Origin of the sequence: Flavobacterium sp. NLM (assembly GCF_002210235.1) — a bacterium.
In the GTDB taxonomy this organism is placed as follows: Bacteria; Bacteroidota; Bacteroidia; order Flavobacteriales; family Flavobacteriaceae; genus Flavobacterium; species Flavobacterium panici.
The window spans coordinates 148,171-173,881 of sequence record NZ_LIAC01000015.1 but is presented as its reverse complement, the minus strand read 5'-3'; the positions used below and the strand labels follow the sequence as shown (position 1 = coordinate 173,881).

Annotated in this window: 26 protein-coding genes; 23 read left to right on the top strand and 3 right to left on the bottom strand. The window is 32.8% G+C overall.

The features are described from left to right. Nucleotides 1–93 precede the first annotated feature (93 nt). The 22 genes from APR43_RS18600 (at nt 94) to abc-f (ending at nt 18,855) form a co-directional block, all read left to right on the top strand. The gene (locus tag APR43_RS18600) at nt 94–1,548 is read left to right on the top strand and encodes a glutamate synthase subunit beta (RefSeq protein ID WP_053471070.1); all 1,455 of its coding nucleotides are present in this window, start codon (nt 94–96) and stop codon (nt 1,546–1,548) included. Nucleotides 1,549–2,030: 482 nt separating this feature from the next. Continuing rightward, nucleotides 2,031–3,254 (top strand): diaminopimelate decarboxylase, encoded by a 1,224-nt coding sequence (gene lysA, locus APR43_RS18590; RefSeq protein WP_053471072.1) that lies wholly within the window; start codon nt 2,031–2,033, stop codon nt 3,252–3,254. Between the two features lie 240 nt (nt 3,255–3,494). After that, a complete protein-coding gene (locus APR43_RS18585; RefSeq protein WP_053471073.1) occupies nt 3,495–4,712 on the top strand; it encodes a T9SS type A sorting domain-containing protein in 1,218 nt (405 codons plus the stop codon). 252 nt (nt 4,713–4,964) lie between these two features. Next, nucleotides 4,965–5,279, top strand: coding sequence for a GIY-YIG nuclease family protein (locus APR43_RS18580; RefSeq protein ID WP_053471074.1), 315 nt, complete (start codon nt 4,965–4,967; stop codon nt 5,277–5,279). Between the two features lie 243 nt (nt 5,280–5,522). Continuing rightward, the gene (locus APR43_RS18575; protein ID WP_053471075.1) at nt 5,523–6,059 is read left to right on the top strand and encodes a hypothetical protein; all 537 of its coding nucleotides are present in this window, start codon (nt 5,523–5,525) and stop codon (nt 6,057–6,059) included. Nucleotides 6,060–6,137: 78 nt separating this feature from the next. Next, complete coding sequence (locus tag APR43_RS18570) at nt 6,138–6,365, top strand: hypothetical protein (RefSeq protein ID WP_053471076.1); 228 nt, start codon at nt 6,138–6,140, stop codon at nt 6,363–6,365. 84 nt (nt 6,366–6,449) lie between these two features. After that, the gene (locus APR43_RS18565) at nt 6,450–6,845 is read left to right on the top strand and encodes a helix-turn-helix domain-containing protein (protein ID WP_053471077.1); all 396 of its coding nucleotides are present in this window, start codon (nt 6,450–6,452) and stop codon (nt 6,843–6,845) included. A 92-nt stretch (nt 6,846–6,937) separates the two neighbouring features. Next, nucleotides 6,938–7,300 (top strand): hypothetical protein, encoded by a 363-nt coding sequence (locus APR43_RS18560; RefSeq protein ID WP_053471078.1) that lies wholly within the window; start codon nt 6,938–6,940, stop codon nt 7,298–7,300. Between the two features lie 6 nt (nt 7,301–7,306). Then, nucleotides 7,307–8,260 (top strand): hypothetical protein, encoded by a 954-nt coding sequence (locus APR43_RS18555; protein ID WP_053471079.1) that lies wholly within the window; start codon nt 7,307–7,309, stop codon nt 8,258–8,260. Between the two features lie 48 nt (nt 8,261–8,308). Next, entirely contained in the window at nt 8,309–8,764 is a 456-nt protein-coding gene (locus APR43_RS18550; RefSeq protein WP_053471080.1) for a hypothetical protein, read from the top strand. A 153-nt stretch (nt 8,765–8,917) separates the two neighbouring features. Further along, entirely contained in the window at nt 8,918–10,078 is a 1,161-nt protein-coding gene (locus APR43_RS18545; protein WP_053471081.1) for a DUF1624 domain-containing protein, read from the top strand. A gap of 119 nt (nt 10,079–10,197) precedes the next feature. Further along, a complete protein-coding gene (locus APR43_RS18540) occupies nt 10,198–10,665 on the top strand; it encodes a DUF1572 family protein (RefSeq protein ID WP_053471082.1) in 468 nt (155 codons plus the stop codon). Between the two features lie 17 nt (nt 10,666–10,682). Then, nucleotides 10,683–11,171 (top strand): YegJ family protein, encoded by a 489-nt coding sequence (locus tag APR43_RS18535; RefSeq protein WP_053471083.1) that lies wholly within the window; start codon nt 10,683–10,685, stop codon nt 11,169–11,171. 235 nt (nt 11,172–11,406) lie between these two features. Further along, nucleotides 11,407–12,594 (top strand): hypothetical protein, encoded by a 1,188-nt coding sequence (locus tag APR43_RS18530; protein WP_053471084.1) that lies wholly within the window; start codon nt 11,407–11,409, stop codon nt 12,592–12,594. A gap of 143 nt (nt 12,595–12,737) precedes the next feature. Beyond that, complete coding sequence (locus APR43_RS18525; RefSeq protein WP_053471085.1) at nt 12,738–13,064, top strand: ArsR/SmtB family transcription factor; 327 nt, start codon at nt 12,738–12,740, stop codon at nt 13,062–13,064. After that, nucleotides 13,054–13,554 carry an SRPBCC family protein gene (locus APR43_RS18520; RefSeq protein ID WP_053471086.1) on the top strand — a complete coding sequence of 167 codons (501 nt, stop codon included), beginning with the start codon at nt 13,054–13,056 and terminating at the stop codon, nt 13,552–13,554. The genes APR43_RS18525 and APR43_RS18520 overlap by 11 nt, the downstream gene beginning before the upstream one ends. 43 nt (nt 13,555–13,597) lie before the next feature. Further along, nucleotides 13,598–14,101, top strand: a complete 504-nt coding sequence (locus tag APR43_RS18515) for an SRPBCC family protein (RefSeq protein WP_053471087.1) — start codon at nt 13,598–13,600, stop codon at nt 14,099–14,101. An 85-nt stretch (nt 14,102–14,186) separates the two neighbouring features. Continuing rightward, entirely contained in the window at nt 14,187–15,056 is an 870-nt protein-coding gene (locus tag APR43_RS18510; RefSeq protein WP_053471088.1) for an alpha/beta hydrolase, read from the top strand. A 1-nt stretch (nt 15,057) separates the two neighbouring features. Further along, on the top strand, nt 15,058–15,744 hold the full coding sequence (locus APR43_RS18505; RefSeq protein ID WP_053471089.1) for a GNAT family N-acetyltransferase: 687 nt from the start codon (nt 15,058–15,060) through the stop codon (nt 15,742–15,744). A gap of 136 nt (nt 15,745–15,880) precedes the next feature. Then, a complete protein-coding gene (locus APR43_RS18500) occupies nt 15,881–16,705 on the top strand; it encodes a hypothetical protein (protein ID WP_053471090.1) in 825 nt (274 codons plus the stop codon). A gap of 40 nt (nt 16,706–16,745) precedes the next feature. Continuing rightward, complete coding sequence (locus APR43_RS18495; RefSeq protein ID WP_053471091.1) at nt 16,746–17,114, top strand: nuclear transport factor 2 family protein; 369 nt, start codon at nt 16,746–16,748, stop codon at nt 17,112–17,114. A gap of 151 nt (nt 17,115–17,265) precedes the next feature. Beyond that, complete coding sequence (gene abc-f / locus APR43_RS18490) at nt 17,266–18,855, top strand: ribosomal protection-like ABC-F family protein (RefSeq protein WP_053471092.1); 1,590 nt, start codon at nt 17,266–17,268, stop codon at nt 18,853–18,855. A 189-nt stretch (nt 18,856–19,044) separates the two neighbouring features. Here abc-f and APR43_RS18485 read toward each other — a convergent pair whose 3' ends face one another. Together APR43_RS18485 and APR43_RS18480 are read right to left on the bottom strand one after the other, a co-directional pair. Then, nucleotides 19,045–20,580, bottom strand: a complete 1,536-nt coding sequence (locus tag APR43_RS18485; protein WP_053471093.1) for a YifB family Mg chelatase-like AAA ATPase — start codon at nt 20,578–20,580, stop codon at nt 19,045–19,047. Nucleotides 20,581–20,660: 80 nt separating this feature from the next. Next, entirely contained in the window at nt 20,661–21,632 is a 972-nt protein-coding gene (locus APR43_RS18480; protein WP_053471094.1) for a Gfo/Idh/MocA family protein, read from the bottom strand. A 316-nt stretch (nt 21,633–21,948) separates the two neighbouring features. On the opposite strand from APR43_RS18480, the gene APR43_RS18475 reads away from it, so the two are divergent. Beyond that, a complete protein-coding gene (locus APR43_RS18475; RefSeq protein WP_053471095.1) occupies nt 21,949–23,265 on the top strand; it encodes an ammonium transporter in 1,317 nt (438 codons plus the stop codon). 369 nt (nt 23,266–23,634) lie between these two features. On the opposite strand, the gene APR43_RS18470 is transcribed toward APR43_RS18475, so the two are convergent. After that, the gene (locus tag APR43_RS18470) at nt 23,635–25,698 is read right to left on the bottom strand and encodes a protein-disulfide reductase DsbD family protein (protein WP_082356390.1); all 2,064 of its coding nucleotides are present in this window, start codon (nt 25,696–25,698) and stop codon (nt 23,635–23,637) included. Nucleotides 25,699–25,711 lie beyond the last annotated feature (13 nt).

Here is a 25,711-nt window from a genome sequence, read left to right as displayed (position 1 = left end):
ACAATGTCTTCCTGAGCGAAGTCGAAGGATGAAATTGGAATTTGGAATTTTAAGAATTGGAATTTTTAAAAATTTACATTTAATTAAAATGTCATGGGTAAAATAGGCGGATTTAAAGAATATAACAGAGCCGACGAAAGTAATTTAGCAGTAGCAGAACGTGTTTCAAACTACAACGAATTTACTATTCCGTTAGCAAAAGATAAAGTAAAAGAACAAGGTTCAAGATGTATGGATTGTGGTATTCCTTTTTGCCACAGTGGTTGTCCGTTAGGAAATTTAATTCCTGACTTCAACGACATGGTGCATCAGGAAGAATGGCAGAGCGCATTAGAGATTTTACAATCGACTAATAACTTTCCGGAATTCACAGGACGCTTATGCCCTGCTCCATGCGAAAAAGCATGTGTATTAGGAATCATTAAAGATCCGGTATCAATCGAAAACATCGAGAAAAACATTGTTGAAATTGGTTTTGCAGAAGGATGGATCAAACCTCAACCTCCAAAAACAAGAACTGGTAAAACAGTTGCCGTTATTGGTTCAGGGCCTGCGGGACTTGCTGCAGCGCAGCAATTAAACAGAGCTGGTCACACGGTTACAGTTTTTGAAAGAGACAATGCAATTGGAGGTTTATTACGTTACGGAATTCCGAATTTCAAATTAGAAAAAGGAATTATCGACAGACGTGTAGCAATCCTTGAAGCTGAAGGAATCACTTTTAAAACTGATGTAAACGTTGGTGTAAACTTTAGCGTAGCAGAATTAAACGCTTTCGATTCTATCGTTTTATGCGGAGGAGCAACAGAAAGAAGAAGTTTGCCAACTAAAGGAATCGAAAGCAAAGGCGTTGTTCAGGCAATGGATTTCCTTACACAACAAACTAAAGTTTTATACGGAGAATCAATTCCGGATCAAATTAAAGCAACTGGTAAAGATGTAATCGTTATTGGTGGTGGAGATACTGGTTCTGACTGTATTGGAACTTCAAACAGACACGGAGCAAAATCGGTAACTAACTTTGAGATTTTACCAAAACCTCCGGTTGGAAGAAGCGAGTCAACTCCTTGGCCTTTCTGGCCATTGCAGTTAAAAACATCTTCTTCTCACGAAGAAGGCTGCGACAGAAACTGGTTAATCAATACTAAAGAATTCATTTCTAATGATAAAGGCGAATTAACTGGATTAAAAACCGTTGAAGTGCAATGGAAAATGACTCCTGGTCAGCGTCCTGAATTAATCGAAAAAGAAGGTTCTGAGAAAATCTGGCCTTGCGATTTAGCTTTATTAGCTCTTGGATTTACTGGTCCTGAGAAAACATTAAGCGAGCAGTTAGGAATCGAAACTGATTTTAGAAGCAATTACAAAGCGCATAATTATCAAACAAACGTTCCTCACATTTTCACTGCGGGTGATATGAGAAGAGGACAATCATTAATCGTGTGGGCTATTTCAGAAGGTCGCGAAGCAGCAAGAGAGGTAGATTTGTTCTTAATGGGCTCTACCAACCTGCCTACTAAAGGAAGAGGAGATCTTCCTAGCTTATAAACTAAACAAAAAACAACACATACTACTAACAAACCCTTGAACTAACTTCAAGGGTTTTGTTTTTTTGCCACAGATTAAAAAGATTAAATGGATTTTTTTTTGCCACGAATTACACGAATTTCCACAAATCTTTATTCTCTTGCCTATTTCAATTTCAAACATAGCCTGTGGTTTCAACCACGGGAAACGTTACGGATTTGACGTAATTATATATTGCGTTCCCGTGGTTGAAACCACGGGCTGTGTTTCTAGCATTTTGCGAAAAATCTACAATTAAAATTTGTGGAAATTCGTGTAATTCGTGGCAAAAAACCTTTGTATCTTTGTATCTCTGCCCCTTTGAACCTCCTACAACGTTACAAAATTGGAAAACAAACAACTTTTTGTTTAAAAACAAACAATTTGTTACAATTTGTTATTTTTCTACAAATAATTTGCAGTTAGTTAAAAGTGTAATAACTTTGCTCAAAATGATTTAAAAAATGCAAGCAAAAGATTTACTGCAGTTAGCAGACCAATTTGGAAGTCCATTATATGTTTATGATGCCGAAAAAATCCAATCTCAGTACAATAGGTTAACTAAAGCTTTCTCTAAGGTAGAAAACTTAAGAGTTAATTACGCCATGAAGGCATTGTCAAACGTTGCGATTCTTCAGTTATTAAAGAACATGGGGTCTGGTTTAGATACTGTATCAATTCAGGAAGTTCAGTTAGGACTTCATGCTGGCTATGAACCCGAAAGAATTTTCTTTACACCAAATGGCGTTTCTCTAGAAGAAATCGAAGAAGTTGCCGCAATGGGTGTACAAATCAATATCGATAATTTATCTATTTTAGAGCAATTCGGAACAAAACATCCTCATATTCCGGTATGTATTCGTATTAATCCACACGTAATGGCGGGCGGAAATGCTAATATTTCTGTTGGACATATCGATAGTAAATTCGGAATCTCTGTACATCAAATTCCGCATATATTGCGAATTGTAGAGAATACGAAAATGAGCATTGTTGGAATTCATATGCACACAGGATCTGATATTTTAGATATCGAAGTATTCTTGTATGCTGCCGAAATTTTATTCGATACTGCAAAACATTTCAAAGATTTACAATTCTTAGATTTCGGAAGCGGATTCAAAGTGCCTTATAAAAAAGATGATATCGAAACAGACATCGAAGAATTAGGTAAAAAATTATCAAAAAGATTCAATTCTTTCTGTGCAGAATATGGCAGAGATTTAACCTTGATTTTCGAACCAGGAAAATTCTTAGTTAGTGAAGCAGGTTTCTTCTTAGCAAAAGTAAACGTAGTAAAACAAACAACATCAACAGTTTTCGCCGGAATCGATAGTGGTTTCAACCACTTAATCCGTCCAATGTTTTACGGATCACAGCATTATATCGAAAACATCTCAAACCCAAAAGGAAAAGAGCGTTTTTACTCTGTTGTAGGATACATTTGCGAAACTGATACTTTTGCCAACAACCGCAGAATCTCTGAAATTACCGAAGGCGATATTCTTGCTTTCAGAAACGCCGGAGCATATTGTTTCTCAATGTCATCCAACTACAATTCAAGATACAAACCAGCCGAAGTTCTATGGATGAACGGACAAGGAATATTGATTCGTGCACACGAAACATTCGAAGATTTACTTAAAAATCAAATTCCGTTACCGCAAGAAGTTGCTGCAACAGTTTAAAATAAAAAAAAAGAGAATATCACCGAAGTCCCGTTTCTTAATTGAGACGGGATTTTTTTATTACATATTTTTATTAATTATTCCATACTGTTTTTTAATATTCTCAAAAATGAGATCTTAGAAAGGTCATTACATAAGGATCTAAAAATCTAATATTTATAGAAAACATAATTTTAATTTTACAAGAAAAATATTATTTTTGAAACGACAATTTTGTAAAATAAAACTTAAATAAATTCTATGAAACAAATCTACTTATTCTATTTATTTCTTATTGCAAATGCAGTTTTGGCACAAAATACCTGGAAACCTAAATACACTTTTCAGGATAATTTTTCAACAAGCGAAGTATTTTTCGTAACTACAGAAAAAGGCTTTGTAGGCGGTTTTAGCAATGATGCAAAAGCTTCTCTTTATTATACTGATAACGGAGGAACTACATGGACTGAAATCTTTAAAAAAAACAATGTAAAATTTCAATTAACAAGCCTTTTTTTCATTAATGAAAACCTCGGATGGGCAATTCAGGGTTCTGATCTCTACAAAACCGTAAACAATGGCGGCGTATGGTCAAAAGTAACGATAAACTTTACCCAAAATGGTTCTTTAAAAAAACTATTCTTCAAAGACCAAAACAATGGTATATTAACAACCTCAAAAGGTATACTGGTTACTACAGATGGAGGAGCAACATGGTCATTAGAGCAATTTTTTGACAATAGCAATAATCTGTTAGTATTTGGCAATTATAGCATTGACCGTGCTACAGGTAAAGGATACGCTATTGTAAATGATAAATTCATTTATGAAACAGCAGATTACGGAATAAACTGGACTCAGGTATTTACGATGCCAGCAACAGCGATTACTCCAAAAGCATATAAGTTCACTAAAATTGACTACAGAGGTGTAGCTGTCGGAGACTATTTATACAATATTATTGGTACAGATGAATATGACGGAACTACTTTTGTAAAAACAGATGACGTCTGGCAGAAAGTACCAAATAACTTCCTTCGCTTTAATCCGGCTGCTTCATTTTCAAATGATTTATTCTTTGGTTATACCGAAGGTAAAATATATAATGCTGTAACAAAAGAGGTTTCTTATACCCTTCCCAGCGGTTTTATTGCAGATTTTAGTTTTATCGATAATATTGGCTACGCTATTGGTGTACAGTCAATTTATAAATACGATGCAAGTGTTTTATCAACAGAAAAATTCGACTACAATAAAAACTTAATTATCAGAAATACGGATAACAAAACAATAGTTTTTAATACAACAATTTCAGAACCGGTTTCTTATTCTATTTATGACATTTCAGGAAAATTAATTTCAAAAGAAAACAATATACTTCTGGATAATAAAACTGTAAATTTCAAAAATACCGGAGTTTATCTTGTAAAAATAACTCACAACCAAAATGTTGTAAGTCGAAAAGTTTTGATAAAATAATCTATTCTTATTACGGATAATAATACCAAATCCTGTTTCTTAATTGAAGCAGGATTTTTTATTGCAGATTTTAGAGTTCAGATTTTTAGATTTATAAACGCCTGTCAGGCTGAACGAAGTCGAAGCCTACACAAAGTAACCGCCATGTTTGTCATTTCGACGAAGGAGAAATCTCCGCAAGTAACTCTACAAAGCAGATAAAACATAAAGAAAGAAAATTCTTAAAATTATTTTTATCTTTAGCAAAAAAAAATGCATTTACAAGACGGTTATCATACTTATTACCTCTACATAATAACAAACAAATCAAAAACCGTTTTCTACACTGGAGTTACAAATAATTTGAGAATTCGTTTAAGTCAACATACACATAATAGTATAAACGGAAACAAAACCTTTACATCAAAATATAATGTTACATTCTTATTATATTACGAAAAACTCACTTGGATTCAAGAAGCAATTGCTCGTGAAAAAGAAGTAAAAGACTGGCGCAGGGAAAAGAAAATTGATTTGATAAAAACTATTAATCCAAATCTCGATTTTTTGAATTATTTATTTACATGATTTTATAAGTAAATCTCTGCATAGGATTTCCATGCTTTGTAGAGTTACTTGCGAAGATTTCTCCTTCGTCGAAATGACATACTTTGTGGTTAAACCTTTAACAAATTTCTATGCAATCTTGTTAATAATTAATGCTTAAAATAGAAATTCAATAGTTTTTATTATCACCCAAAAACATAATGATGTTTATTGATTATAAAAAGTAAAAGTATGTTCTTTGTATAATCTTGAAATGAATCAATTATGAAGAAAAAACTTTTTATTCTTATCTCTATTTTGGCAATAAGTTGCAGCAATGATAAAACTGATACTCAAACTGACAAAACTTCTATAAATTTAATCACAGGAATTAATCTTAGAGAAACCTCTGACGAGTCAGAGTTACAATTACAATTCGGGAACCCCAATATTTTAACAAATAACAAGTTTTTAATTTATCCTAATCCCGCAAGTGAATCAATTTACATTTTAGCACAAGAAAATGTTACAGATGTATGGTTGGTATCAGCAAATCCGGAAAAAATTTATCAAGATGTAAACTTCAACAACATTTTGAATACAAATTTATACAGCGAACAATCAATTATTTCGCATTCAAATTTTTCTCTTAACAAACAATCTTCAAAGAATTTTAGCGTGAATGTCAGTACTCTTGCAAAAGGATACTACAAAGTATTCGTTAAAATGGGAGGAATAATTTATTGGGATAATCTATATAAATATGAAAATGGAGGCGATAACGAAGAACAATTTAACACAATAAATAATTTTTGGAAATAAATTACTTCTGCAAGCCAGAGGGAAAAAACAAATAGTATAATTTTACTTTTAAATATTCATTTTCACTTATAAAAATTTATGGGAATATTTGACTTCTTAAAAACAAAAAAAGTAAATGACGAAACATTCAATTCATCACAATTCCAAAATGAAATTTTAGCTTTTGCTTTATGGAAATTCAATGAAACGAATGATTATTATAAAGTTGAAAAAGAATTATGGGGAATACAAGATTTTGATTTAAGTGAAAAACAGATTAAAATTATTATTGAAAAACTAAAAGTTTTCAATGAGAAAAAGAATTAAATCATCAAAATGTAAATTCAAAATATCAGAAAAAACATATTTTTATTTCATTCAAATAAAGAAAAAATTAAATACCTTTGAATTATGAGCACAGCGACAAAACCAAAACACATTGGCAGAAACATTAGCCGAATCAGAGAACTTAAAGGTATGAAGCAGGAAGCGCTTGCTTATGCAATTGGATTAAGTCAGCAGACTATTTCAAGTATAGAAACAAGCGAAGTTGTTGAAAAAGATAAGCTTGAAAAAATTGCAGAAGCACTTGGAGTCACTGTAGAAGCCATTGAAAATTTTTCAGAAGAAGCAGTTTTCAATTTTTTCAATAATTTTTACGACAATAGTTCCATTAGTGGTGCGCAAGGAATTAATAATTCTTGCACATTCAATCCGCTTGATAAAGTTGTTGAACTTTACGAACGTTTAGTTCAGGCTGAAAAAGACAAAAACGAATATTTAGAAAAATTACTAAAAGGAAAATAATTCCTTAGAAATATAAATCCTGCAAAAGCACAACTATCTTATGATTTTGTGCTTTTTTTGTAAACGAAAAACAAACTAGCAAAAACAAACAAATGAAACCACAAATACGAATCCTTCTTTATTCAATTCTATTCTTTTTATATCTTACAGCAACTTCCCCTTTATTATTGCTGGGCGAAAAATTAAAAACAGATCCTTATTTAACTTTAGGCTGTGGGTTTGCCGTTCTTAATCTTATATATGCGTTTTTAGCTTTAAAATGGAATCCTTTATTAAATATACTCTTTGCTGTTGGGATTGCTGCTTTAGCTTTATTTCTTGCTCTGAAGTTTACAAACTTACATTTACTTTTGAATTACGATCCGTATCAGGTTAAAACGGCAATATTTGCTAATGCTGTGTTTTCAATTATTTTTTGGGAGATTGTTTATCAGGTGAAAATTAGAAGAGGATAAAAAAATATGAAAAACCTACTTTTCTTAATACTCTTTTTATTCTTTTTCCAAACATCTTACTGCGATGTTGTTCCCGAAAACACACATTATTATGGAAAATGCGTCAAAATAATAAACATAGATGAGTTTCCGGATTATTCTTTTATTGGCTATATAAAGCAAGTATCAGGAGACCATTCTACTGAATCGTATATTATAAATTCTAAAGATTGTATTCACAAAGGATATAAATTCAACATGTTTTATATCGTGGCTACCAAGAAAAGTTATCTTTTAAATAAAAATTTAGATACTATTAATTGGCTGGAAGATAAAAATGTTCTAAAAGCTAATATTTCTATCGGCAGTGAAGGCGGATATACCGATAATGACGATCCTATGTCGTTTCTCGAAGAACAGTATAAAATTGTAAAACTTACCAAGACAAGAATTATATTATATAAATGCAAAGAATTATTTGAATATAGTAATGGAGAACCATTTTCGGTAAAAGAATATGCTTATGAAGAACAAAGCAAAAGCGATGTTTATCCTTTTAAAAATGACGACAGAGTAATTGAAATTTATCCAAATAGCAAAGTATTTCATTTTTTACTCGCATTATTGGTTACAATTTTCATCGAAACTCTTGTTTTATTTCTTCTATTTAAAACCAAATACAAGAAACTAAACATAACAAATAAGCTATTGTTAATTACTGGATTCATAACTTCATTTTCAACTTTGCCGTATGTTTGGTTTGTTTTTCCGGCCTTTATAACATCAAGATTTCCTTATATCGCATTTAGCGAATGTTTTGCAATTATTGTCGAATCAGTTATAATTTATAAATTACTAAAAGTAGATTATAAAAAAGCGCTTTTAGTTTCTATAATTTGTAATGTAATTTCATTTTCAATTGGACTGCTTATTAATTGGAATAGTGTTTATGATATTATTCTGAACTTTATAAACTCTTAAATCAATATCAAACTAAAACTATAAAAACTTAACCTAAACCAAAAACCTATGAAAATTACGATTCCCCTATCGGCATTATTTTTATTATTTACGGCAAATGTATTCAGCCAAACACTCACAGATTTAAAACTAAAACCCAAAGAAATTCCCAAAGGCTACACTCCTAACGACGGTCAGATTTGTGTTACTCCTCAGGCTTGTAATTTTTATACCGATATTGAAACCTACAGCAACATTGTTGGAACCGTAAAAAGCAAACAAATTCAGAGTTTTAAAAACAGAGCAGACAGCGGTTCTATCATGTATTTTGAATTTGATCACGTATTTAAAGGCGACCGTTTTCTGCAGGGATTATTATGGGGAAAAGACGGTCAGCCAACAGATGAACATCCTGAAGAATATCTGGCAAAAGGAAAATTTCTAATCATTTGGAGTTTTCATCCCGACAGCCCAATCAAAGAAAAATCTGAAGCCAAAATAGAGGCGATTTTGAATAAGATATAAAACCTAACCTGAGTTATTCTAAATGGGCAATTTTAATTGCTTTAGAGCCCGAAAATAAAAATTTATGATGCCCTAAATTTCGATTATTTTTTATCGGGAATACTTTTACAAAAAATCATTAGATTTACTTTTAAGTATTTAAAAATCAAAATCATGAAACGACATCCATCAATCGACATTGTTCGCGGAATTGTAATGATTATTATGGCTCTTGATCATGTGCGTGATTTGATGCATGTCAATTCGATCACGCAAAGTCCCACCGATTTAGCGACTACTTCACCTGTATTATTTTTTACCCGTTTTATTACACATTTATGCGCACCCACTTTTGTTTTCCTGGCAGGAACTTCGGTTTATCTTTCACTTCAAAATACAAATAATTTTACCGAAACCAGACAGCTTTTATTAAAAAGAGGTCTTTGGCTCATTCTGCTTGAATTTACAATCGTCAATTTTGGATTGTTCTTCGATATTGGTTTTCACACACTATTATTTGAAGTGATAGCTGCAATAGGTTTTGGGTTTATAGCTTTAAGTTTATTACTCAAAATCCATTCTAAAACACTTGGAATAATAGGATTGCTGATTCTCGTTTTTCACAATGTTTTACCGCTTATTCCATTTACAGAAAATTCAGTTATAAAAACTGTTTTAGCACCTTTTTTTAGTCCGGTTGTGTTTCCGTTTTCAGGAAGAGCCTTAATCATGGGATATCCGCCAATTCCTTGGCTCGGAATTATGCTTGTTGGTTTTGCAGCAGGAAAATTCTTTGAATTGGCAGAAGAGAAAAGGAAAAAACTATTCACAAAAATTGGTTTAAGTATTTTAGTCCTATTTACAATAATTCGCTTTATAAATATTTATGGCGACCCCGCTTTATGGACAATACAAAAAAATGCTGTTTTTACATTTTTGTCTTTTATTAATGTGACCAAATATCCGCCTTCGCTCCTATTCTGTTTGATTACTTTGGGCATTACTTTTTTACTTCTTGCTTTTGCAGATCAATTTCACAGCAAAGTTAAAAAGGTGACTTTAGTTTACGGAAAAGTACCTTTATTTTATTTTGTCATTCATTTTTATTTTATTCATATTTTAACCCTAGGCATGCTTATTATACAAGGGTTTGATTGGTCACAATTTGAATTTGCTTCTGGAACTTTCGGAAGACCTAAAGGCGTAGAAAGCGGCTTACCACTTTGGGCTATTTATTTGATTTGGATTTTTGTTGTTGGATTGCTTTACAAACCTAGTCAATCGTTTGGAAAATATAAGGCCGAAAATAATTTTTGGTGGCTGAAATATATTTAAATAATTAATGAAAAAAATAACATCTTAAAGGACTTAAGAACTCAAAAAAACAACGGTAAATACGAATGGGTTCAGCAGGAATAAATCAATTCTCATTATAGATTCTAAAATATTGAAATATGAAAAACACTGTAGAAATTGCCAATCGTTTTAGAGAAACTATTTTAAACGGAACCTGGATTGCCAATACCAATTACAAACACCAGCTCGAAAATTTAGACTGGAAAATTGCTGTAACTCCAGTAAAAAACCTCAATACCATTTCAATTTTGGCACAGCATATTCATTATTACATCAACGGAATAAATAATGTTTTTAAAGGCGGGCCGCTGGATATAAAAGACAAATTTAGTTTTGACTTCCCTCCCATTACTTCGCAGGAAGATTGGCAGACTTTTTTAAATAAATTCTGGAATGCTGCCGAAGAATTTGCTTCTTTTACAGAACAAATGCCCGACGAAAAATTAGATCAGGTTTTTGTAGAGGAAAAATACGGAACCTACAAAAGAAATATCGAAGCCATGATTGAACATAGTTATTACCATTTAGGACAGATTGTTTTGATCAGGAAATTATTGACAGAATAAAATTAAAAAACATAAAAATGAAAACAAAACTATTAGTCTTAATAACCATTCTTTGTTTGGTAAGCTGTAAAGAATCAAATAAAATTGAAAGAGAAAATGAACCTGCAATTTATGGCGTCGAAAGTGAAGATAAAGAAATGAATGCTGCAATTGAAAAAGCCAATCAAACCTTGAATGATTTTAATATTGGATTATCAAATCCTAAAGCACAAAGTCAGGCTTTAAAAGTTGCGTTTACAGATTCAAACGGAACCGAACATATGTGGGTTGGTAATGTTGAATTTAATAATGGTAAGTATTCAGGAATTTTAAACAACGACCCGGAGTTCGTTACAGAATACAAAGCCGGTGACAAAATAGATATTGATTCTTCGAAAATTAGTGATTGGATGTATATCGAAAACGGAAAACTATTTGGTGGTTATACCATAAAAGTTTTACGAAATAGAATGACCTATGAAGAACGCAAACAATTTGATGCTGAAAGTGGTATGCAAATCGATTAAATTTAAGTAAGTATTGATTATCGATTAAAATACTTTACTTCATTCCTTATGAAAAACTATTGTTCTTGCCTAGCCCCGATAGAGCCGATATCCTCGTAATGAAATGGAGAGATAAAGGCGAAAGCGGGACAAAAGGTTATGATGAAAAACGAAATTCCCTGCTTCTAAAAAATTTAAAAAAGGCATAGTTGTTGAAAGTTAAAAAAGATATATTTACACCTTCAAAATGAATATCATGCAAAAAATTACTTTTTTATTTTCTATATTATTTTTAGCCTTTTCTTCATGCGGCGTTAAAACAACTCAAGCTTTAATAAGCGACGGTAATTACGACGGTGCAATTGATCGCGCTGTAGAAGCTTTGAGAACCAATAAGGATTCTAAAGGAAAACAAGATTATGTGTTTTTGCTTGAAGAAGCGTATGCAAAAGCAAAAGACAGAGATTTACGTGATCTTGATATGATGTCTAAAGAAGCCAATCCGGCAAATGCAGAACGTATTTACAATACTTATTTACAGTTAAATAACCGTCAGGAAAAAATTCGTCCTTTATTACCTCTTCGTTTATTGAAACAAGGAAAAAATGCGAGTTTTCCGTTTGATAATTACTCAGATCAAATTGTGAGCAGCAGAAATGCGCTTTCGAAATATTTATACGAAAATGCTTCGGCACTTTTAAAATCAAAAAATAAACTGGATTTTAGAAAAGCATATGATGATTTTTTCTATTTGGAAAGCATAAATCCGAATTACAAAAACACCAAAAAACTGATGGACGACGCTCAGTTTAAAGGAACTGATTTTGTGGATGTTTATGCAAAAAACGAAACTAATATGGTGATTCCGAAACTGCTTCAGGATGATTTATTGGATTTTAAAACATACGGATTGAGCGATAAATGGACGGTTTACCACAGTGCGCGACAAAAAAATGTAAATTACGATTATAGTTTGATCATCAATTTCAAAGAGATTTTTATTTCGCCTGAGCAGATTAAGGAAAAGGAATTCATTAAAGAAAGACAAATTAAGGACGGCGTAAAAACACTTCTTGACAGTCGCGGAAGACCTGTAAAAGACAGTTTAGGAAAAGAAATAAAAGTAGATAATTACAGAACGCTTCGTGCCAATATTTACGAGTTCAGACAATATAAATCTTGTCAGGTAACAGCAAAAGTAGATTATGTTGATTTAAAAACGAATCAGTTACTGCAGACTTTCCCCGTAAGCAGCGAGTTTATTTTTGAGAATATTTATTCGACCTATAAAGGTGATCGAAATGCCTGCGACGATAACTACATTTCGTATTTTAATAAACGTGCCGTTCCGTTTCCAAACAACGAACAAATGGTTTATGATACTGGCGAAGATTTAAAGGCAAGACTAAAAGATATTATTGTTCGAAATAAATTTAGAGGATAATTTAACACTACACGAAAGGCGCATTTTATGTGTCTTTTTTTCTTTTATAAACCTCTCACATAAAAAAAATTACAAAAAAATAATTGCGCAACCAAAAAGTTGCCTATATTTGCAACTGATTAGTTGCGTAAATTATATTTAAAATGAAACGAGATATATTTCAGGCCATTGCCGATCCTACACGAAGAGCAATTTTAGTTTTGGTTTCTGCCAATGCATTAACACCAAATGCTATTGCAGATCAATTTAACACGACAAGACAGGCGGTTTCGAAACACATCAAAATTTTAAATGAATGTGAATTACTCGACGAAAAAAAAGTGGGCAGAGAAATTTATTATCAGCTCAAAATTGAAAAAATGAAAGAAGTTGATCAATGGCTGGAACAATTCAAAAAGATTTGGGAAAGCCGATTTAGTCAATTAGATCAAGTATTAATTAATCTAAAATCTAAAAAAAATGAAATCTAATCTAGTAATGAATTTTGAAGTTGACAAAGAAAATAAAACCGTAAATATAAAACGTGAATTCGACGCATCACTTTCAGATGTTTGGTCTGCCTGGACAGAAGCTGAAATTTTAGACCAATGGTGGGCACCGGCTCCTTATAAATCTAAAACAACAGTTATGGAATTTAAAGAAGGCGGAAAAAGATTGTATGCCATGGTTGGTCCGGAAGGTGATGAACGCTGGAGTATTTTTGAATATTCTTCGATTTCTCCTAAAACAAACTTTAAACATGCTACCACTTTTTGCGATGCCGAAGGAAACCCAAATTCAGTTTTTGGAAGTTCGTATTGGGATTTAACCTTTTCTGAAAAAGGCGATTTAACGGTTGTTGATATTGCAATAAGACGAGACAGCTTTGAAGAATTAGAAAAAATAATCGAAATGGGTTTCAAAGAAGGTATTACAGCTACTATGCAAAGTCTGGATAAAATCTTTGAAGCACGAAAATAAAATAGTTTCAATACGTAAGAATGAATTTAAAATCTAGAGAATTATGAAATCAAATCTTTTAATGAATTTTACTGTAGACAAAGAAAATAGTACTGTAAATGTAAAACGTGAGTTTGACGCATCATTAGCAAACGTTTGGTCTGCATGGACAGAACCTGAAATTTTAGATCAATGGTGGGCGCCAGCTCCGTGGAAATCTAAAACTAAAAGTATGGATTTTAAAGAAGGCGGACGCAGAATATATGCTATGGTTGGCCCTCAAGGCGAAGAACATTGGGCAATTGCTGATTTTACATCGATTAGTCCGAAAACTAATTTTAAATATCTGGACGCTTTTAGTGACAGCGAAGGAAACTTAAATACTGATTTTCCGAGATCAAACTGGAATGTGAATTTTTCTGAAGAAGGAAATTCAACTATTGTTGATATTGCCATTAAACATGAAAATTTATCTGATTTGGAAAAAATCATCGAAATGGGTTTCAAAGAAGGTTTTACCATTGCAATGGAAGGTTTAGACAAGATTTTTGCCGAAAAAGCAAAATAAATCTGTTCAAATGATAGGAAAGACGAAAGCTGCAAAAAATAAAAATTGTAACTTTCGTCTTTTATAAATCATTTTTAATTTCATAATGAACAAGCTTTTTATTCTCCCTTTTTTACTTTTTTCTTCAACTTTAATTTTCAGCCAAAACAGCAAATCTAAAACCACAGAAACGACCAAACCTTTTGTTTTAGGCGTTATAGATGAAATTCAATCTAAAGAATTAGGCGAAAATAGAATTCTAAACATTTATCTTCCTGAAGGTTATAATCCTAAAGATCAGGAAAAATATCCCGTAATTTATTTATTAGACGGTTCTGCCAATGAAGATTTTATTCATATTTCGGGTTTAGTGCAGTTTAATAGTTTTGAATGGATCAATCAGGTTCCAAAATCGATTGTCGTGGGTATTGCAACTGTCGACAGAAGAAGGGATTTTACTTTCCCAACAACTGTTGAAAAGGATAAAAGCCGATTTCCAACAACCGGACATTCAGATAAATTTATCGCTTTTATCGAAAAAGAATTACAGCCTTTTATTGATAAAAAATACAAAACAAACAATTCTAAAACCATTATCGGTCAATCTTTAGGCGGATTACTGGAAACCGAAATCTTATTTAAAAAACCTTTTCTTTTTAATAAATACGTAATTGTAAGCCCAAGTTTATGGTGGGACAATGGTTCTATTTTAAATCTGGATTCTGAGATTTTTCAGGAAAATTTCAATCAACAAATAGAGATTTATATTGCTGTAGGTAAAGAAGGACTTGCGCCAACCCAAATGCCGAGAGTTATGGAAGTGGATGCTAATTTATTGGCCGAAAAAATAAAGGCATCAAAAAGCAAAAACATTAAAAGTTATTTTGATTATTTCCCTGCAGAGAATCACGGTACGATTTTACATCCGGCAGTTTCGAATTCTTTTAAATTCTTTTACCCTCAAAGCAAAGAATAAAATGAACAATACAGAAGAAAATAAATTAGATAATCCCGTTTGGAATTCGTTGTCTGAAAGCCATGCTAAATTTGCTTTTGACTATAACGGAACCAAATTTTATAATCCGGATTATTGTCCGTTTGGAGGATTTTTAGACCTTGAGAGCACTTTAGAATCAGCAGAAAAATATGCTTCGTTATGTGAAAATTTCTTTATTGTTGGCGAAAAACCTAAAATAGCTGACACTTTAAAATTGGTAAAAGAACTAGTTTGTCTTCAAATGATTATCCATCAAAAAATTCAAATAACATTTGATAATGAAATCATTAAGCTGAATGAAGAGCATTCAGCAGAATTATTTGATTTAGTAAATTTAGTTCAGCCTGGATATTTTAAAACCAAAACATCTTTATTAGGTAATTATTACGGAATTTTCAATGATGGAAAATTAGCTGCAATTGCTGGTGAACGCATGAAAATGAACAATTTTACAGAAGTCAGCGCCATTATTACGCATCCGGATCATACTGGAAAAGGCTACGCTAAACAACTGACTTCGCACGTTGTAAATAATATTTTTGATGAAGGTAAAATTCCGTTTCTGCATGTTGTTGAAAGCAATATTGGAGCTATAAAACTCTATGAAAAATTAGGTTTTGTTACCCGAAGAAAAATGAGTTTCTGGAATATTTCTAAAAAAATCTAAAATTTACTTTCATTTAAGAACAGATTAAGGTCTAAAAAATAATAAGAAATTTCACTTGAAAAGAAATAGCAGATTATTAAAAAGTTCTATATTAATCTAAAATTAAACATTACCAAAAACCACAATTTTGAAACAAATGAAACTACTTAAATTTTTATTTCTTGCATTGTTTATAATTTCTTGCTCTAAGGATGATGAACCTGTAAATAATCCAGATAATGAATCTTTACTTAAAGAAATAAACCCAGATTTATTTTACTCTGACTTTGTACCTGTTAATCCGGGAGTAATGAAGTTTACTTTAGAATATGATTCAAACCAAAGGTTAACGAAAAAAAATGGTGGCTTTTTTGCTGTTGCAGGTTCAACTGGTTACAACAGAGTGTACACAAAAGATGTTTATACTTCTTTCGTTTATTCAAACAATACAGTAACTATCGAAGATTTTTCGACTTCTCCAGATTTTCAAGTAGGAAAAAACACCAAACTCATTACTTTAAATTCTGCAAATCAAATTATTGCGAAAGAAATTCCAAATACATCCAGTCCTTATTTGGCTAAAAAACAAATTTTTACATACAGCGAAAATAAGCTTGTAAAAATAACTACAATTTATCCTAATGTTCCTTATGATGCTTCAGATCCAAATGATTATGTTAGATCTTATGAGGAGAATTTTTATTATGATGCAACTGGTAATTTAACAAAAACCGAATATCTTGAATTGCATAATGGAGTAAGTAAAGGCGAAAAAATCATCAGAACTTTTGAAGATTATGACAACTCAACAAATCCTTTCAAAAAATTACAATTATTAGAAGAATGTTTCTATCGTTCTCTTTCAAAAAATAATTACAGAAAATATACAGAAACCAAATACTATGATGCTGCTTTAAGCTATGAAAGCAGTAGAATCTGGGTTTTTACTTATGAATCAAACGGGCAGATAATTATTAAATAATATGATTGAAAAATTATTAATTTAGTTTAAAATTTTAATCATGACACCAAATAAACAAACCGTAAACGAATACATGGCCGCTTTTATGGTAAGCGATCATGAAAGAATCCTTGCTTGCCTTACCGATGATGTAATTTGGGAAATGCCCGGAATTTATCAGCATGTGGGAAAAGAAGCATTTGATAAAGAAATTGAAAATGACAATTTTGTAGGCAGTCCAACGATTCAGATTATAAAATTAATTGAAGAAAATGATATAGTAATTGCTGAAGGCGCTGTTCAGGGAAATATGAAAAACGGAAATAAACTCGATGCCGTTTTTTGCGATGTTTTTGAAATGGAAAATGGAAAAATTAAAAAGCTTACCTCCTATTTAATGTCAAAAAATGCCAATTTAAAGTTTGAATAATCTGATATTCAAATCTTAAAAAATATTTTTTATATCTTTGCAACACTAATAAACCGCACAAACTCTATGTGAATAAAAATTTCTTTCGGACAATTTTAAGGTAAGCCACAAAATGGCTTGCTCATTTGTTTATTCCTTAAAGAAAGAAATTATGGTTATTTTACAGAATATCTCATACCTGCATTCAAACAAAGATTTATTGTTTGATACAATTACTTTTACAGTTAACCGTCACCAAAAGATTGCTTTAATTGGCAATAACGGCGTTGGAAAATCAACATTATTAAAAATTATTGCCGGCGAATTACAGCCTGCCGACGGTTTATTAAAAACAGATTCAAAACCGTATTATCTGCCGCAGATATTTGGGCAGTTTAACCATCTTACAATTGCACAAGCCTTGCAGATTGAAGATAAGTTGAATGCGCTTGAGGAAATTCTTAACGGAAATGTTTCCGAAGAAAATCTCAATGCCTTAAACGACGATTGGACAATTGAAGATCGCTGTAATGAAGCATTGCAATATTGGCAATTACAAGATTTAAGTTTAGATCAGAAACTAGAAACGTTAAGCGGAGGACAAAAAACAAAAGTTTTCCTTGCCGGAATTTCAATTCATGAACCTGAACTTGTTTTGCTTGATGAACCGAGTAATCATTTGGATATTTCAGGAAGAGAATTATTATATGGATTTATAAAAAACACTTCTTCAACTTTAATCATAGTAAGTCACGATCGAAAACTATTGAATTTGCTAAATTCTGTTTACGAATTATCTAAACACGGAATTACGGTTTACGGCGGTAACTATGATTTTTATGCCGAACAAAAACAAATTGAAAATAATGCTTTGAGTCAGGATATTCAGAGTAAAGAAAAAGCTTTACGCAAAGCAAAAGAAAAGGAACGTGAAACGCTGGAACGTCAAAACAAACTGGATTCCCGTGGCGAAAAAAAACAGAAGAAAGCCGGAGTTTCGAGAATTATGATGAATACTTTACGAAACAATGCCGAAAACAGCACAGCAAAAACAAAAGGTGTTCATGCTGAAAAAATTGGAGGAATCTCAAAAGATTTACAAGAATTACGTTCGGCTTTACCAGATATTGATCAAATGAAATTTGGCTTTGACAAAACCAATCTTCATAAAGGGAAAATACTTTTTACAGCAACTGAAATTAATCATAGTTATGAAGATCAATTGTTGTGGAAAAATCTGCTTAGTTTTCAAATTATAAGCGGACAGCGTATTGCCTTAAAAGGTTTAAATGGCTCCGGAAAAACGACTTTGATTAAAATAATCATGGGCGAATTACAACCCAAAACAGGAACTATCTACAAAGCTGACTCTAAAATAATTTACATTGATCAGGATTATTCACTTATTGAAAATGAAATTTCGGTTTACGACCAAGCTCAGAAGTTTAATGTTTCTGGTTTACAGGAACATGATATAAAAATGAAACTGAATAAATTTCTGTTTTCGCAAAATGACTGGAACAAACCTTGTTTCGCTTTAAGCGGAGGAGAAAAAATGCGCTTGATGCTTTGTTGTTTAACAATCAATAATCAGGCTCCGGATATTATCATTATGGATGAACCAACAAATAATCTTGATATTCAGAATATCGAAATCCTGACCGCAGCAATTAATGAGTATAAAGGGACTTTAATTGTGGTTTCGCATGATGTTCATTTTTTGGAAGAAATACATATTGAGGATTTTATTGAGTTGATTTGAAATTAAGCGTATAATTTGTCATTCCGAGGAACGAGGAATCTTCGCAAGCAACTCCGCAATCAAAAGACTCAATCTTTGTCGAGTTACTTGCGAAGATTCCTCGTTCCTCGGAATGACAAGACTGCGCAGAACTTTGTCAAAGTTTGAAACTTTGACAAAGTTTTCACCTCAAAGCCTTACAATCTAAAATCATCCAAGCCATCCTTCACGATCCAAACTTCGATATTGAATAGCCTCCGCAATATGCTGAGAAACTACAACTGGAGCATTATCTAAATCGGCAATGGTTCTAGCAACTTTCAAAATTCTGTCGTATGCTCTTGCAGAAAGGTTTAAACGTTCCATGGCATTTTTCAAAAGTTCTTTTGATTGCTCGTCTAATCCACAAAACTCACGAATTAGTTTACTGCTCATTTGAGCGTTATAATGGATATTTTCTATGTCTGCAAAACGTATCGTCTGGATTTCACGCGCTGCAGTTACACGCTTACGAATTTCTACACTACTTTCGGCTTTGCGATCGTCTGCCAGTTTATCAAACGGAACCGGAGTAACTTCAATATGAATATCGATTCGGTCTAAAAGCGGACCAGAAATTTTACTCATGTAACGCTGCATTTCATGTGGTGATGAAGTATTCGGCATACTTGGATCATTAAAAAATCCACTCGGACTCGGGTTCATACTCGCCACAAGCATAAATGATGACGGATAAGTTACCGTAAATTTAGCACGCGAAATTGTAACTTCACGATCTTCAAGCGGCTGACGCATTACTTCTAAAACATCTCGTTTAAATTCCGGCAATTCATCTAAAAACAAAACTCCGTTGTGCGCCATCGAAATTTCGCCCGGCTGCGGATAACTCCCACCTCCAACCAGCGCCACATTTGAAATAGTATGATGTGGACTTCTAAACGGACGTTGATTCATCAACCCAACTTCTTTTAATTTTCCGGCAACGCTATGAATTTTAGTAGTTTCAAGTGCTTCGCGCAAAGTCATTGGCGGTAAAATACTGGGAACACGTTTGGCGAGCATTGTTTTTCCGGCACCGGGCGGGCCAATTAAAATAATATTATGTCCTCCGGCAGCCGCAATTTCCATACAACGTTTTATACTTTCCTGTCCGCGAACGTCTGAGAAATCAAATTCTGGGAAATCCAGGGTTTTGTAAAATTCGGCTCTTGTATCAATTACGGTTGGTTCAAGAGTTCCTTTTCCTGCGAAAAAATCAATTACTTCTTGCAGATTCGAAACACCGTAAACATCTAAACCGGCAACAATTGCAGCTTCTTTTACATTTTGAATCGGCAGAAAAAAACCTTTATAACCTTCTTCTTTTGCTTTTATGGCAATGGGCAAAGCACCACGAATAGGCTGTAAACTTCCGTCAAGAGAAAGTTCACCCATAATAACATATTGTTCAATTTCCGGCGCTTTTATCTGATCTGAACCAACCAAAATTCCCATTGCAAGAGGCAAATCATATGCAGAACCTTCTTTTCTAAGGTCAGCAGGTGCCATATTTATGGTAATTTTTTTCCCGGGAAAACTTAAATTATTATTTTTGAGGGCTGCCGCGATTCGGTAACTGCTTTCTTTTATGGCATTATCCGGAAGACCAACTAAATGATAACCAATTCCTTTATCCATATGAACCTCGATCGTAATCGTTGTTGCTTCTACTCCAAAAACGGCACTTCCGTAAACTTTTACTAACATAATATTCCTTTCATTAATTGTTTTTAAAACTAATGAAAAAAAACATTAAATTGTAAATATTTTATTACAAATAAAGAATTTTAAAATGTCAATCCAATCTGCGTTTTAATCTCCTCAACAATCTTACTCAAATCCAAACTATTTTGATGTGACCAAAGTTTGCTTTCAATTTGATTATTTAAAATACAATTATTGCACTCAATTATTTCATGAGCATATCCTTTCCCTAAATTCGGCAAATTATAAACTGATTCTTGTTCCTCTTTAAAAACAGAATATCCATCAGCCATAAACCACGGCGAATTCAATTCGATTCGGCCTTGTGTTCCACTAATTAAAGCTTTCATATCAGATTCTGAAACTATAGAAGAATGTAAAATAGATTGTGCTTTTTCATATTGTAATATCATGGAAGTCTGTAAATCAATTCCGTTTTTATGATAAACCGCTTTTGCAATTATCTCTTTCGGAATCCCGAATACTATATAGGAGAGAAATAATGGATAAACGCCAATATCAAATAATGCCCCGCCTCCGCGGTTTTTATCAAAAAGTCGGCTTCCTTCTATATCATTTCCTATAAAAGCAAAATCGGCTTTTATGTAATTGGGTTCGCCAATAATTCCACTTTCAACTTTTGACAAAACATCCTGAACAGCCGGAATAAATCGTGTCCAAAAAGCTTCCATAAAAAACTTATTATGTTTTTTAGAAGCCTCGATCATACGTTCGGCATCTCTATAGGAAAGCGCAATTGGTTTTTCGCATAAAACATTTTTACCGCTTTCGAGTGCTTTTATAGATAATTCAGCGTGCGAATCATGAGGCGTAGCAATATATATAATATCAATTTCCTTGTCCTCAAAAAGTAAATCATAAGAATTATACATTCTCATAGCATTAAATTTGGCTCCAAATTCCTCTGCTTTCAAAATATCCCGTGAAGCAACAGCAAGCAATTCTGCATCTTCAACCAATAATAAATCTGCTGCAAATTGATGTGCAATGTTTCCCAAACCAATTATTCCCCACTTTATTTTCTGATTTTTCATTCTTAAATTTTAATTACAAAAAGTGTTAAAAACATTAAATATAATTCAACAATAAATCTAATTAGATGTTTTAAGATAACAAACAACAAGTTTAACTCAAAAAAGTGTATTAAAAAAATAGGAAAAATATTCGATTTGATAACTAAGTAAAAAAAAACGCTGCTAAAATGTAAATTTTAAGTCTGTTTTAACAAATACATTCAAAATTGAGGGGGTTAAATTTAAAAATTAACAAAAATTAAACATTAGACTCTATTTTATTAGGGGGTATTAAATCATTTTATACTTTTATCAAAAATTTTAAAACTAAATAACTATGCGAAAAATTATTTTAAGTGTGATTCTTATCACTATTTTGGTACTAACCTTTATATCGAATTTCATCATTGCCGACAACCCAATTCCGGCAGAAGCTGTAAAGTTTGATACGGGAGATACGGCTTGGATGATCGTTGCAACTGCTTTTGTATTGTTAATGACTCCAGGATTAGGATTTTTCTACGGAGGTATGGTAGGTAAGAAAAACGTTATCAGTACTATGCTTCAAAGTTTTATGGCAATGGTAATTGTTACAATTTTATGGGTTGTTGTTGCTTTTGGATTAGCTTTTGGTCCTACAATTGGAGGAATCATCGGAAATCCATCTTCTAATTTATTCTTTGAAGGTGTTGGAACAAACACTGCATGGAGTCTTGCACCAACGATTCCGTTTATGTTATTCGCATTATTTCAGGCCAAATTTGCCATCATTACTCCTGCGTTAATTACAGGTGCTTTTGCAGAACGTGTACGTTTCTGGGCTTATTTGTTATTCATGGTTTTATTTATAATTGTTATATATGCTCCTTTGGCTCACATGACTTGGCATCCTGATGGAGTTTTCTTTAAAATGGGAGTTCTTGACTTCGCTGGTGGAACTGTAGTACACATGAGTGCTGGTTGGGCTGCATTAGCCGGAGCAATCTTTTTAGGAAAAAGAAAAATTCAAAAAGTTAACCCTGCTAGAATTACTTATGTATTATTAGGAACAGGCTTATTATGGTTTGGATGGTTTGGTTTCAACGCAGGATCTGCATTAGGATCAAATGGTTTAGCTGTACAGGCTTTAGGAACAACTACTGTTGCTGCTGCCGCTGCTGCAATGGCTTGGGTTTTCCTTGATAAAATTTTAGGACACAAATTATCTGCACTTGGAGCTTGTATTGGAGCTGTTGTAGGTCTTGTTGCCATTACTCCTGCTGCTGGTTTCGTTAGTATTTCTCACGCAATCTTCATTGGTCTATTTGCTGCAATTGTAAGTAACCTTGTAGTAAGCAAATTCCCTAAAGGGAAAATCGACGATGCTCTTGATGTATTTGCTTGTCACGGTGTTGGTGGTATGGTAGGTATGCTTTTAACTGGAGTTTTTGCTTCAAAAGCTATTAACCCTGTTGTAGGTGATAACCAAGGTTTAATCTTCGGAACTCCAACTTTGTTCATCAACCAGTTAACTGCTTTAGTTATCGTTTCAATCTTCGCTTTTGTAGGTTCTTATATATTGTTCTTTATTGTAAATAAAATTACTCCTCTAAGAGTTACTGAAGAAAAAGAAGAATTAGGTTTAGATATCTCTCAACACGGAGAATTCTTATAGAAAATAATTTTTATATACTACTTGCTGATAAAAAAAGCACTCTATATTATTTAGAGTGCTTTTTTGTTTGAATTAACCTTTTATATTTTAGATTTTAGAGTGTGGATTTTAGATTAAAACAGATCTAAACATAAACTTCTTAAACATAGCCCGCGGTTTCAACCGTGGGACGCATTGAAAAGAGGTTTGATATTGATTATGCTCCCGTAGTTTCGACCGTAGGACGCATAGAATAGAAGGTTTGATATTGATTGTGTTCCCGCGGTTGAAACCGCGGGCTATGTTTTAATATCAGATTCTAAATTGCCAAGAGATTAAGAATTAGAATATGTCTTAATTCATAACTCATAATTCATAACTCAAAAGAGCTTATTTAAAGTTCGCTATTCCTTCTTTTAACCAATTTAAATATTCATCTGCACTTACATAACTAATTGTTGGTTTAGAAGTATGCAGATTGTTTCCTTCTAAGTCTGTAATTACATATAAAGGCTGTGTATTGGTTTTATATTTTGAGATCATAAAATCTGTCCATTTATCGCCAACTGTAATGATTTTATCTCCTGCAGCAGTTACAAATTGCTCTTCTTTTGGCAATTCACGTTTATCATCAACATAAAGAGAAATCAAAACAACATCATTTTTTAAGATTGGTAAAATTGTTGGTTCAGACCAAACGTTGTTTTCCATTTTTCTGCAGTTTACGCAGGCATAACCCGTAAAATCAAGCATAATTGGTTTATGAATTTCTTTTGCATACGCTAATCCATCTTCATAATCATGGAAAACCATAATTCCGTGCGGGCCTAATTCAGCTCCTTCAGGAAGTCCTTTTACATCGGAACTCAAACCTGAATTACCAGATCCTCCTACTCCAAACGGACTTTCGCTGTATTGCGGCGGCGGCGGGAATGCGCTGATTAATTTCAACGGTGCTCCCCAAAGTCCAGGAATTAAATACATCGTAAACACTAAAGTAAGTAATCCTAAATACAATCTTCCAACAGAAATATGCTGTAGCGGACTATCGTGAGGCAAAGTAATTTTTCCGAATAAATATAAAGTCAAGGCTGCGAAAATAGCGATCCAGATTGCAATGAAAACTTCTCTTTCTAAGAAATGCAATTGTAAAACTAAATCGGCATTTGATAAAAATTTAAATGCTAAAGCCAATTCTAAAAACCCTAAAACCACTTTTACTGTGTTTAACCATCCGCCAGATTTTGGTAATGAATTTAACCAGCCCGGGAACATAGCAAACAACATAAATGGTAAGGCTAATGCCGATGAAAATCCTAACATTCCAACAACCGGAGCAATTCCGCCGTTTGAAGCTGCCTCGACCAATAAAGTTCCAACAATTGGCCCTGTACATGAAAATGATACAATTGCAAGAGCTAAAGCCATAAACAAAATTCCAACTATTCCACCTTTATCGGCTTGCTGATCTGCTTTATTTGCCCATGAATTTGGAAGCATAATTTCAAAAGCTCCCAAAAATGAAGTGGCAAAAATGATTAAGATCACGAAGAAAATTAAGTTGAACCAAACATCTGTAGACAATGCGTTTAAGGCATCGGCTCCAAATATTTTAGTAACAATAAGACCTAAGATTACATAAATAGCAATAATAGAAAGTCCGTAAATAATAGCATTTCTAATTCCTTTTGCTCTGCTTTTGCTTTGTTTAGTAAAGAAACTTACCGTCATAGGAATCATCGGGAAAACGCAAGGTGTTAACAAGGCTGCAAATCCTGATAAAAATGCAATAAAAAAGATCGACCATAAACTTCTCGCTGGTGCCGGAGCAGGAATTTCTTCTTTTACCGCTTTTTCAGTTTCTGCTTTTACTGTTTCAGCTTTAGTTACTTCTGTTTCTTTTTTAACGGTATCTATTGCTAAACCGGTTCTTTTAGTTTCATCTAATTGTGCTGGTGCTATAACTGGAACTTCATCCATTTTAAAGGTTGAAGGAACTGCAATAGAAAATTTCTTATTTGAATTAATACAAACTTCTTTACAAACCTGAAAATCAAAATCAACATCAACCGTTTTTAAATTTGGGTTAATGATTTTTATTTCCTGCTCGATATGTGCTTTCCCTTCAAAAAAAGTTTCATTTACACCAAAAACATCATTAAAAGCAGTTCTGGTTTTACCTTCTTTTGCTTTTCCAACTAACTCGTAGTTTCCTTTTTGGTTTTTAAAGGCAATTTCTAATGCAAGCGGTCCGCCTTCTGGAGTGAATTGCGAATACATATGCCAGTCTTTTTCGATCGTTCCGTCGAAAATTAAAACAGCATTATTTCCTTTTTTTTCAATTTTAGAAGTCCATTTTACCGGCTCTAAAATTTGAGCATTACTTGCTAAAGCAAAAAAGAAAAACAGAAAAAAGACAGTGATTTTATTCCAGATATTTTTAGAAAATATCATTTTATGGTTTTGA

Excerpts from the sequence above, each read along its gene's own strand:
- APR43_RS18505 (WP_053471089.1), top strand. The coding sequence starts at position 15,058 with ATGAACAATACAGAAGAAAATAAATTAGATAATCCCGTTTGGAATTCG.
- APR43_RS18585 (WP_053471073.1), top strand. The coding sequence starts at position 3,495 with ATGAAACAAATCTACTTATTCTATTTATTTCTTATTGCAAATGCAGTT.
- APR43_RS18535 (WP_053471083.1), top strand. The coding sequence starts at position 10,683 with ATGAAAACAAAACTATTAGTCTTAATAACCATTCTTTGTTTGGTAAGC.
- APR43_RS18575 (WP_053471075.1), top strand. The coding sequence starts at position 5,523 with ATGAAGAAAAAACTTTTTATTCTTATCTCTATTTTGGCAATAAGTTGC.
- APR43_RS18525 (WP_053471085.1), top strand. The coding sequence starts at position 12,738 with ATGAAACGAGATATATTTCAGGCCATTGCCGATCCTACACGAAGAGCA.
- APR43_RS18555 (WP_053471079.1), top strand. The coding sequence starts at position 7,307 with ATGAAAAACCTACTTTTCTTAATACTCTTTTTATTCTTTTTCCAAACA.
- APR43_RS18550 (WP_053471080.1), top strand. The coding sequence starts at position 8,309 with ATGAAAATTACGATTCCCCTATCGGCATTATTTTTATTATTTACGGCA.
- APR43_RS18520 (WP_053471086.1), top strand. The coding sequence starts at position 13,054 with ATGAAATCTAATCTAGTAATGAATTTTGAAGTTGACAAAGAAAATAAA.
- APR43_RS18600 (WP_053471070.1), top strand. The coding sequence starts at position 94 with ATGGGTAAAATAGGCGGATTTAAAGAATATAACAGAGCCGACGAAAGT.
- APR43_RS18480 (WP_053471094.1), bottom strand. The coding sequence starts at position 21,632 with ATGAAAAATCAGAAAATAAAGTGGGGAATAATTGGTTTGGGAAACATT.
- APR43_RS18495 (WP_053471091.1), top strand. The coding sequence starts at position 16,746 with ATGACACCAAATAAACAAACCGTAAACGAATACATGGCCGCTTTTATG.
- APR43_RS18470 (WP_082356390.1), bottom strand. The coding sequence starts at position 25,698 with ATGATATTTTCTAAAAATATCTGGAATAAAATCACTGTCTTTTTTCTG.
- APR43_RS18565 (WP_053471077.1), top strand. The coding sequence starts at position 6,450 with ATGAGCACAGCGACAAAACCAAAACACATTGGCAGAAACATTAGCCGA.
- APR43_RS18545 (WP_053471081.1), top strand. The coding sequence starts at position 8,918 with ATGAAACGACATCCATCAATCGACATTGTTCGCGGAATTGTAATGATT.
- APR43_RS18510 (WP_053471088.1), top strand. The coding sequence starts at position 14,187 with ATGAACAAGCTTTTTATTCTCCCTTTTTTACTTTTTTCTTCAACTTTA.
- APR43_RS18570 (WP_053471076.1), top strand. The coding sequence starts at position 6,138 with ATGGGAATATTTGACTTCTTAAAAACAAAAAAAGTAAATGACGAAACA.
- APR43_RS18485 (WP_053471093.1), bottom strand. The coding sequence starts at position 20,580 with ATGTTAGTAAAAGTTTACGGAAGTGCCGTTTTTGGAGTAGAAGCAACA.
- APR43_RS18530 (WP_053471084.1), top strand. The coding sequence starts at position 11,407 with ATGCAAAAAATTACTTTTTTATTTTCTATATTATTTTTAGCCTTTTCT.
- abc-f (WP_053471092.1), top strand. The coding sequence starts at position 17,266 with ATGGTTATTTTACAGAATATCTCATACCTGCATTCAAACAAAGATTTA.
- APR43_RS18515 (WP_053471087.1), top strand. The coding sequence starts at position 13,598 with ATGAAATCAAATCTTTTAATGAATTTTACTGTAGACAAAGAAAATAGT.
- APR43_RS18500 (WP_053471090.1), top strand. The coding sequence starts at position 15,881 with ATGAAACTACTTAAATTTTTATTTCTTGCATTGTTTATAATTTCTTGC.
- APR43_RS18560 (WP_053471078.1), top strand. The coding sequence starts at position 6,938 with ATGAAACCACAAATACGAATCCTTCTTTATTCAATTCTATTCTTTTTA.
- lysA (WP_053471072.1), top strand. The coding sequence starts at position 2,031 with ATGCAAGCAAAAGATTTACTGCAGTTAGCAGACCAATTTGGAAGTCCA.
- APR43_RS18540 (WP_053471082.1), top strand. The coding sequence starts at position 10,198 with ATGAAAAACACTGTAGAAATTGCCAATCGTTTTAGAGAAACTATTTTA.
- APR43_RS18475 (WP_053471095.1), top strand. The coding sequence starts at position 21,949 with ATGCGAAAAATTATTTTAAGTGTGATTCTTATCACTATTTTGGTACTA.
- APR43_RS18580 (WP_053471074.1), top strand. The coding sequence starts at position 4,965 with ATGCATTTACAAGACGGTTATCATACTTATTACCTCTACATAATAACA.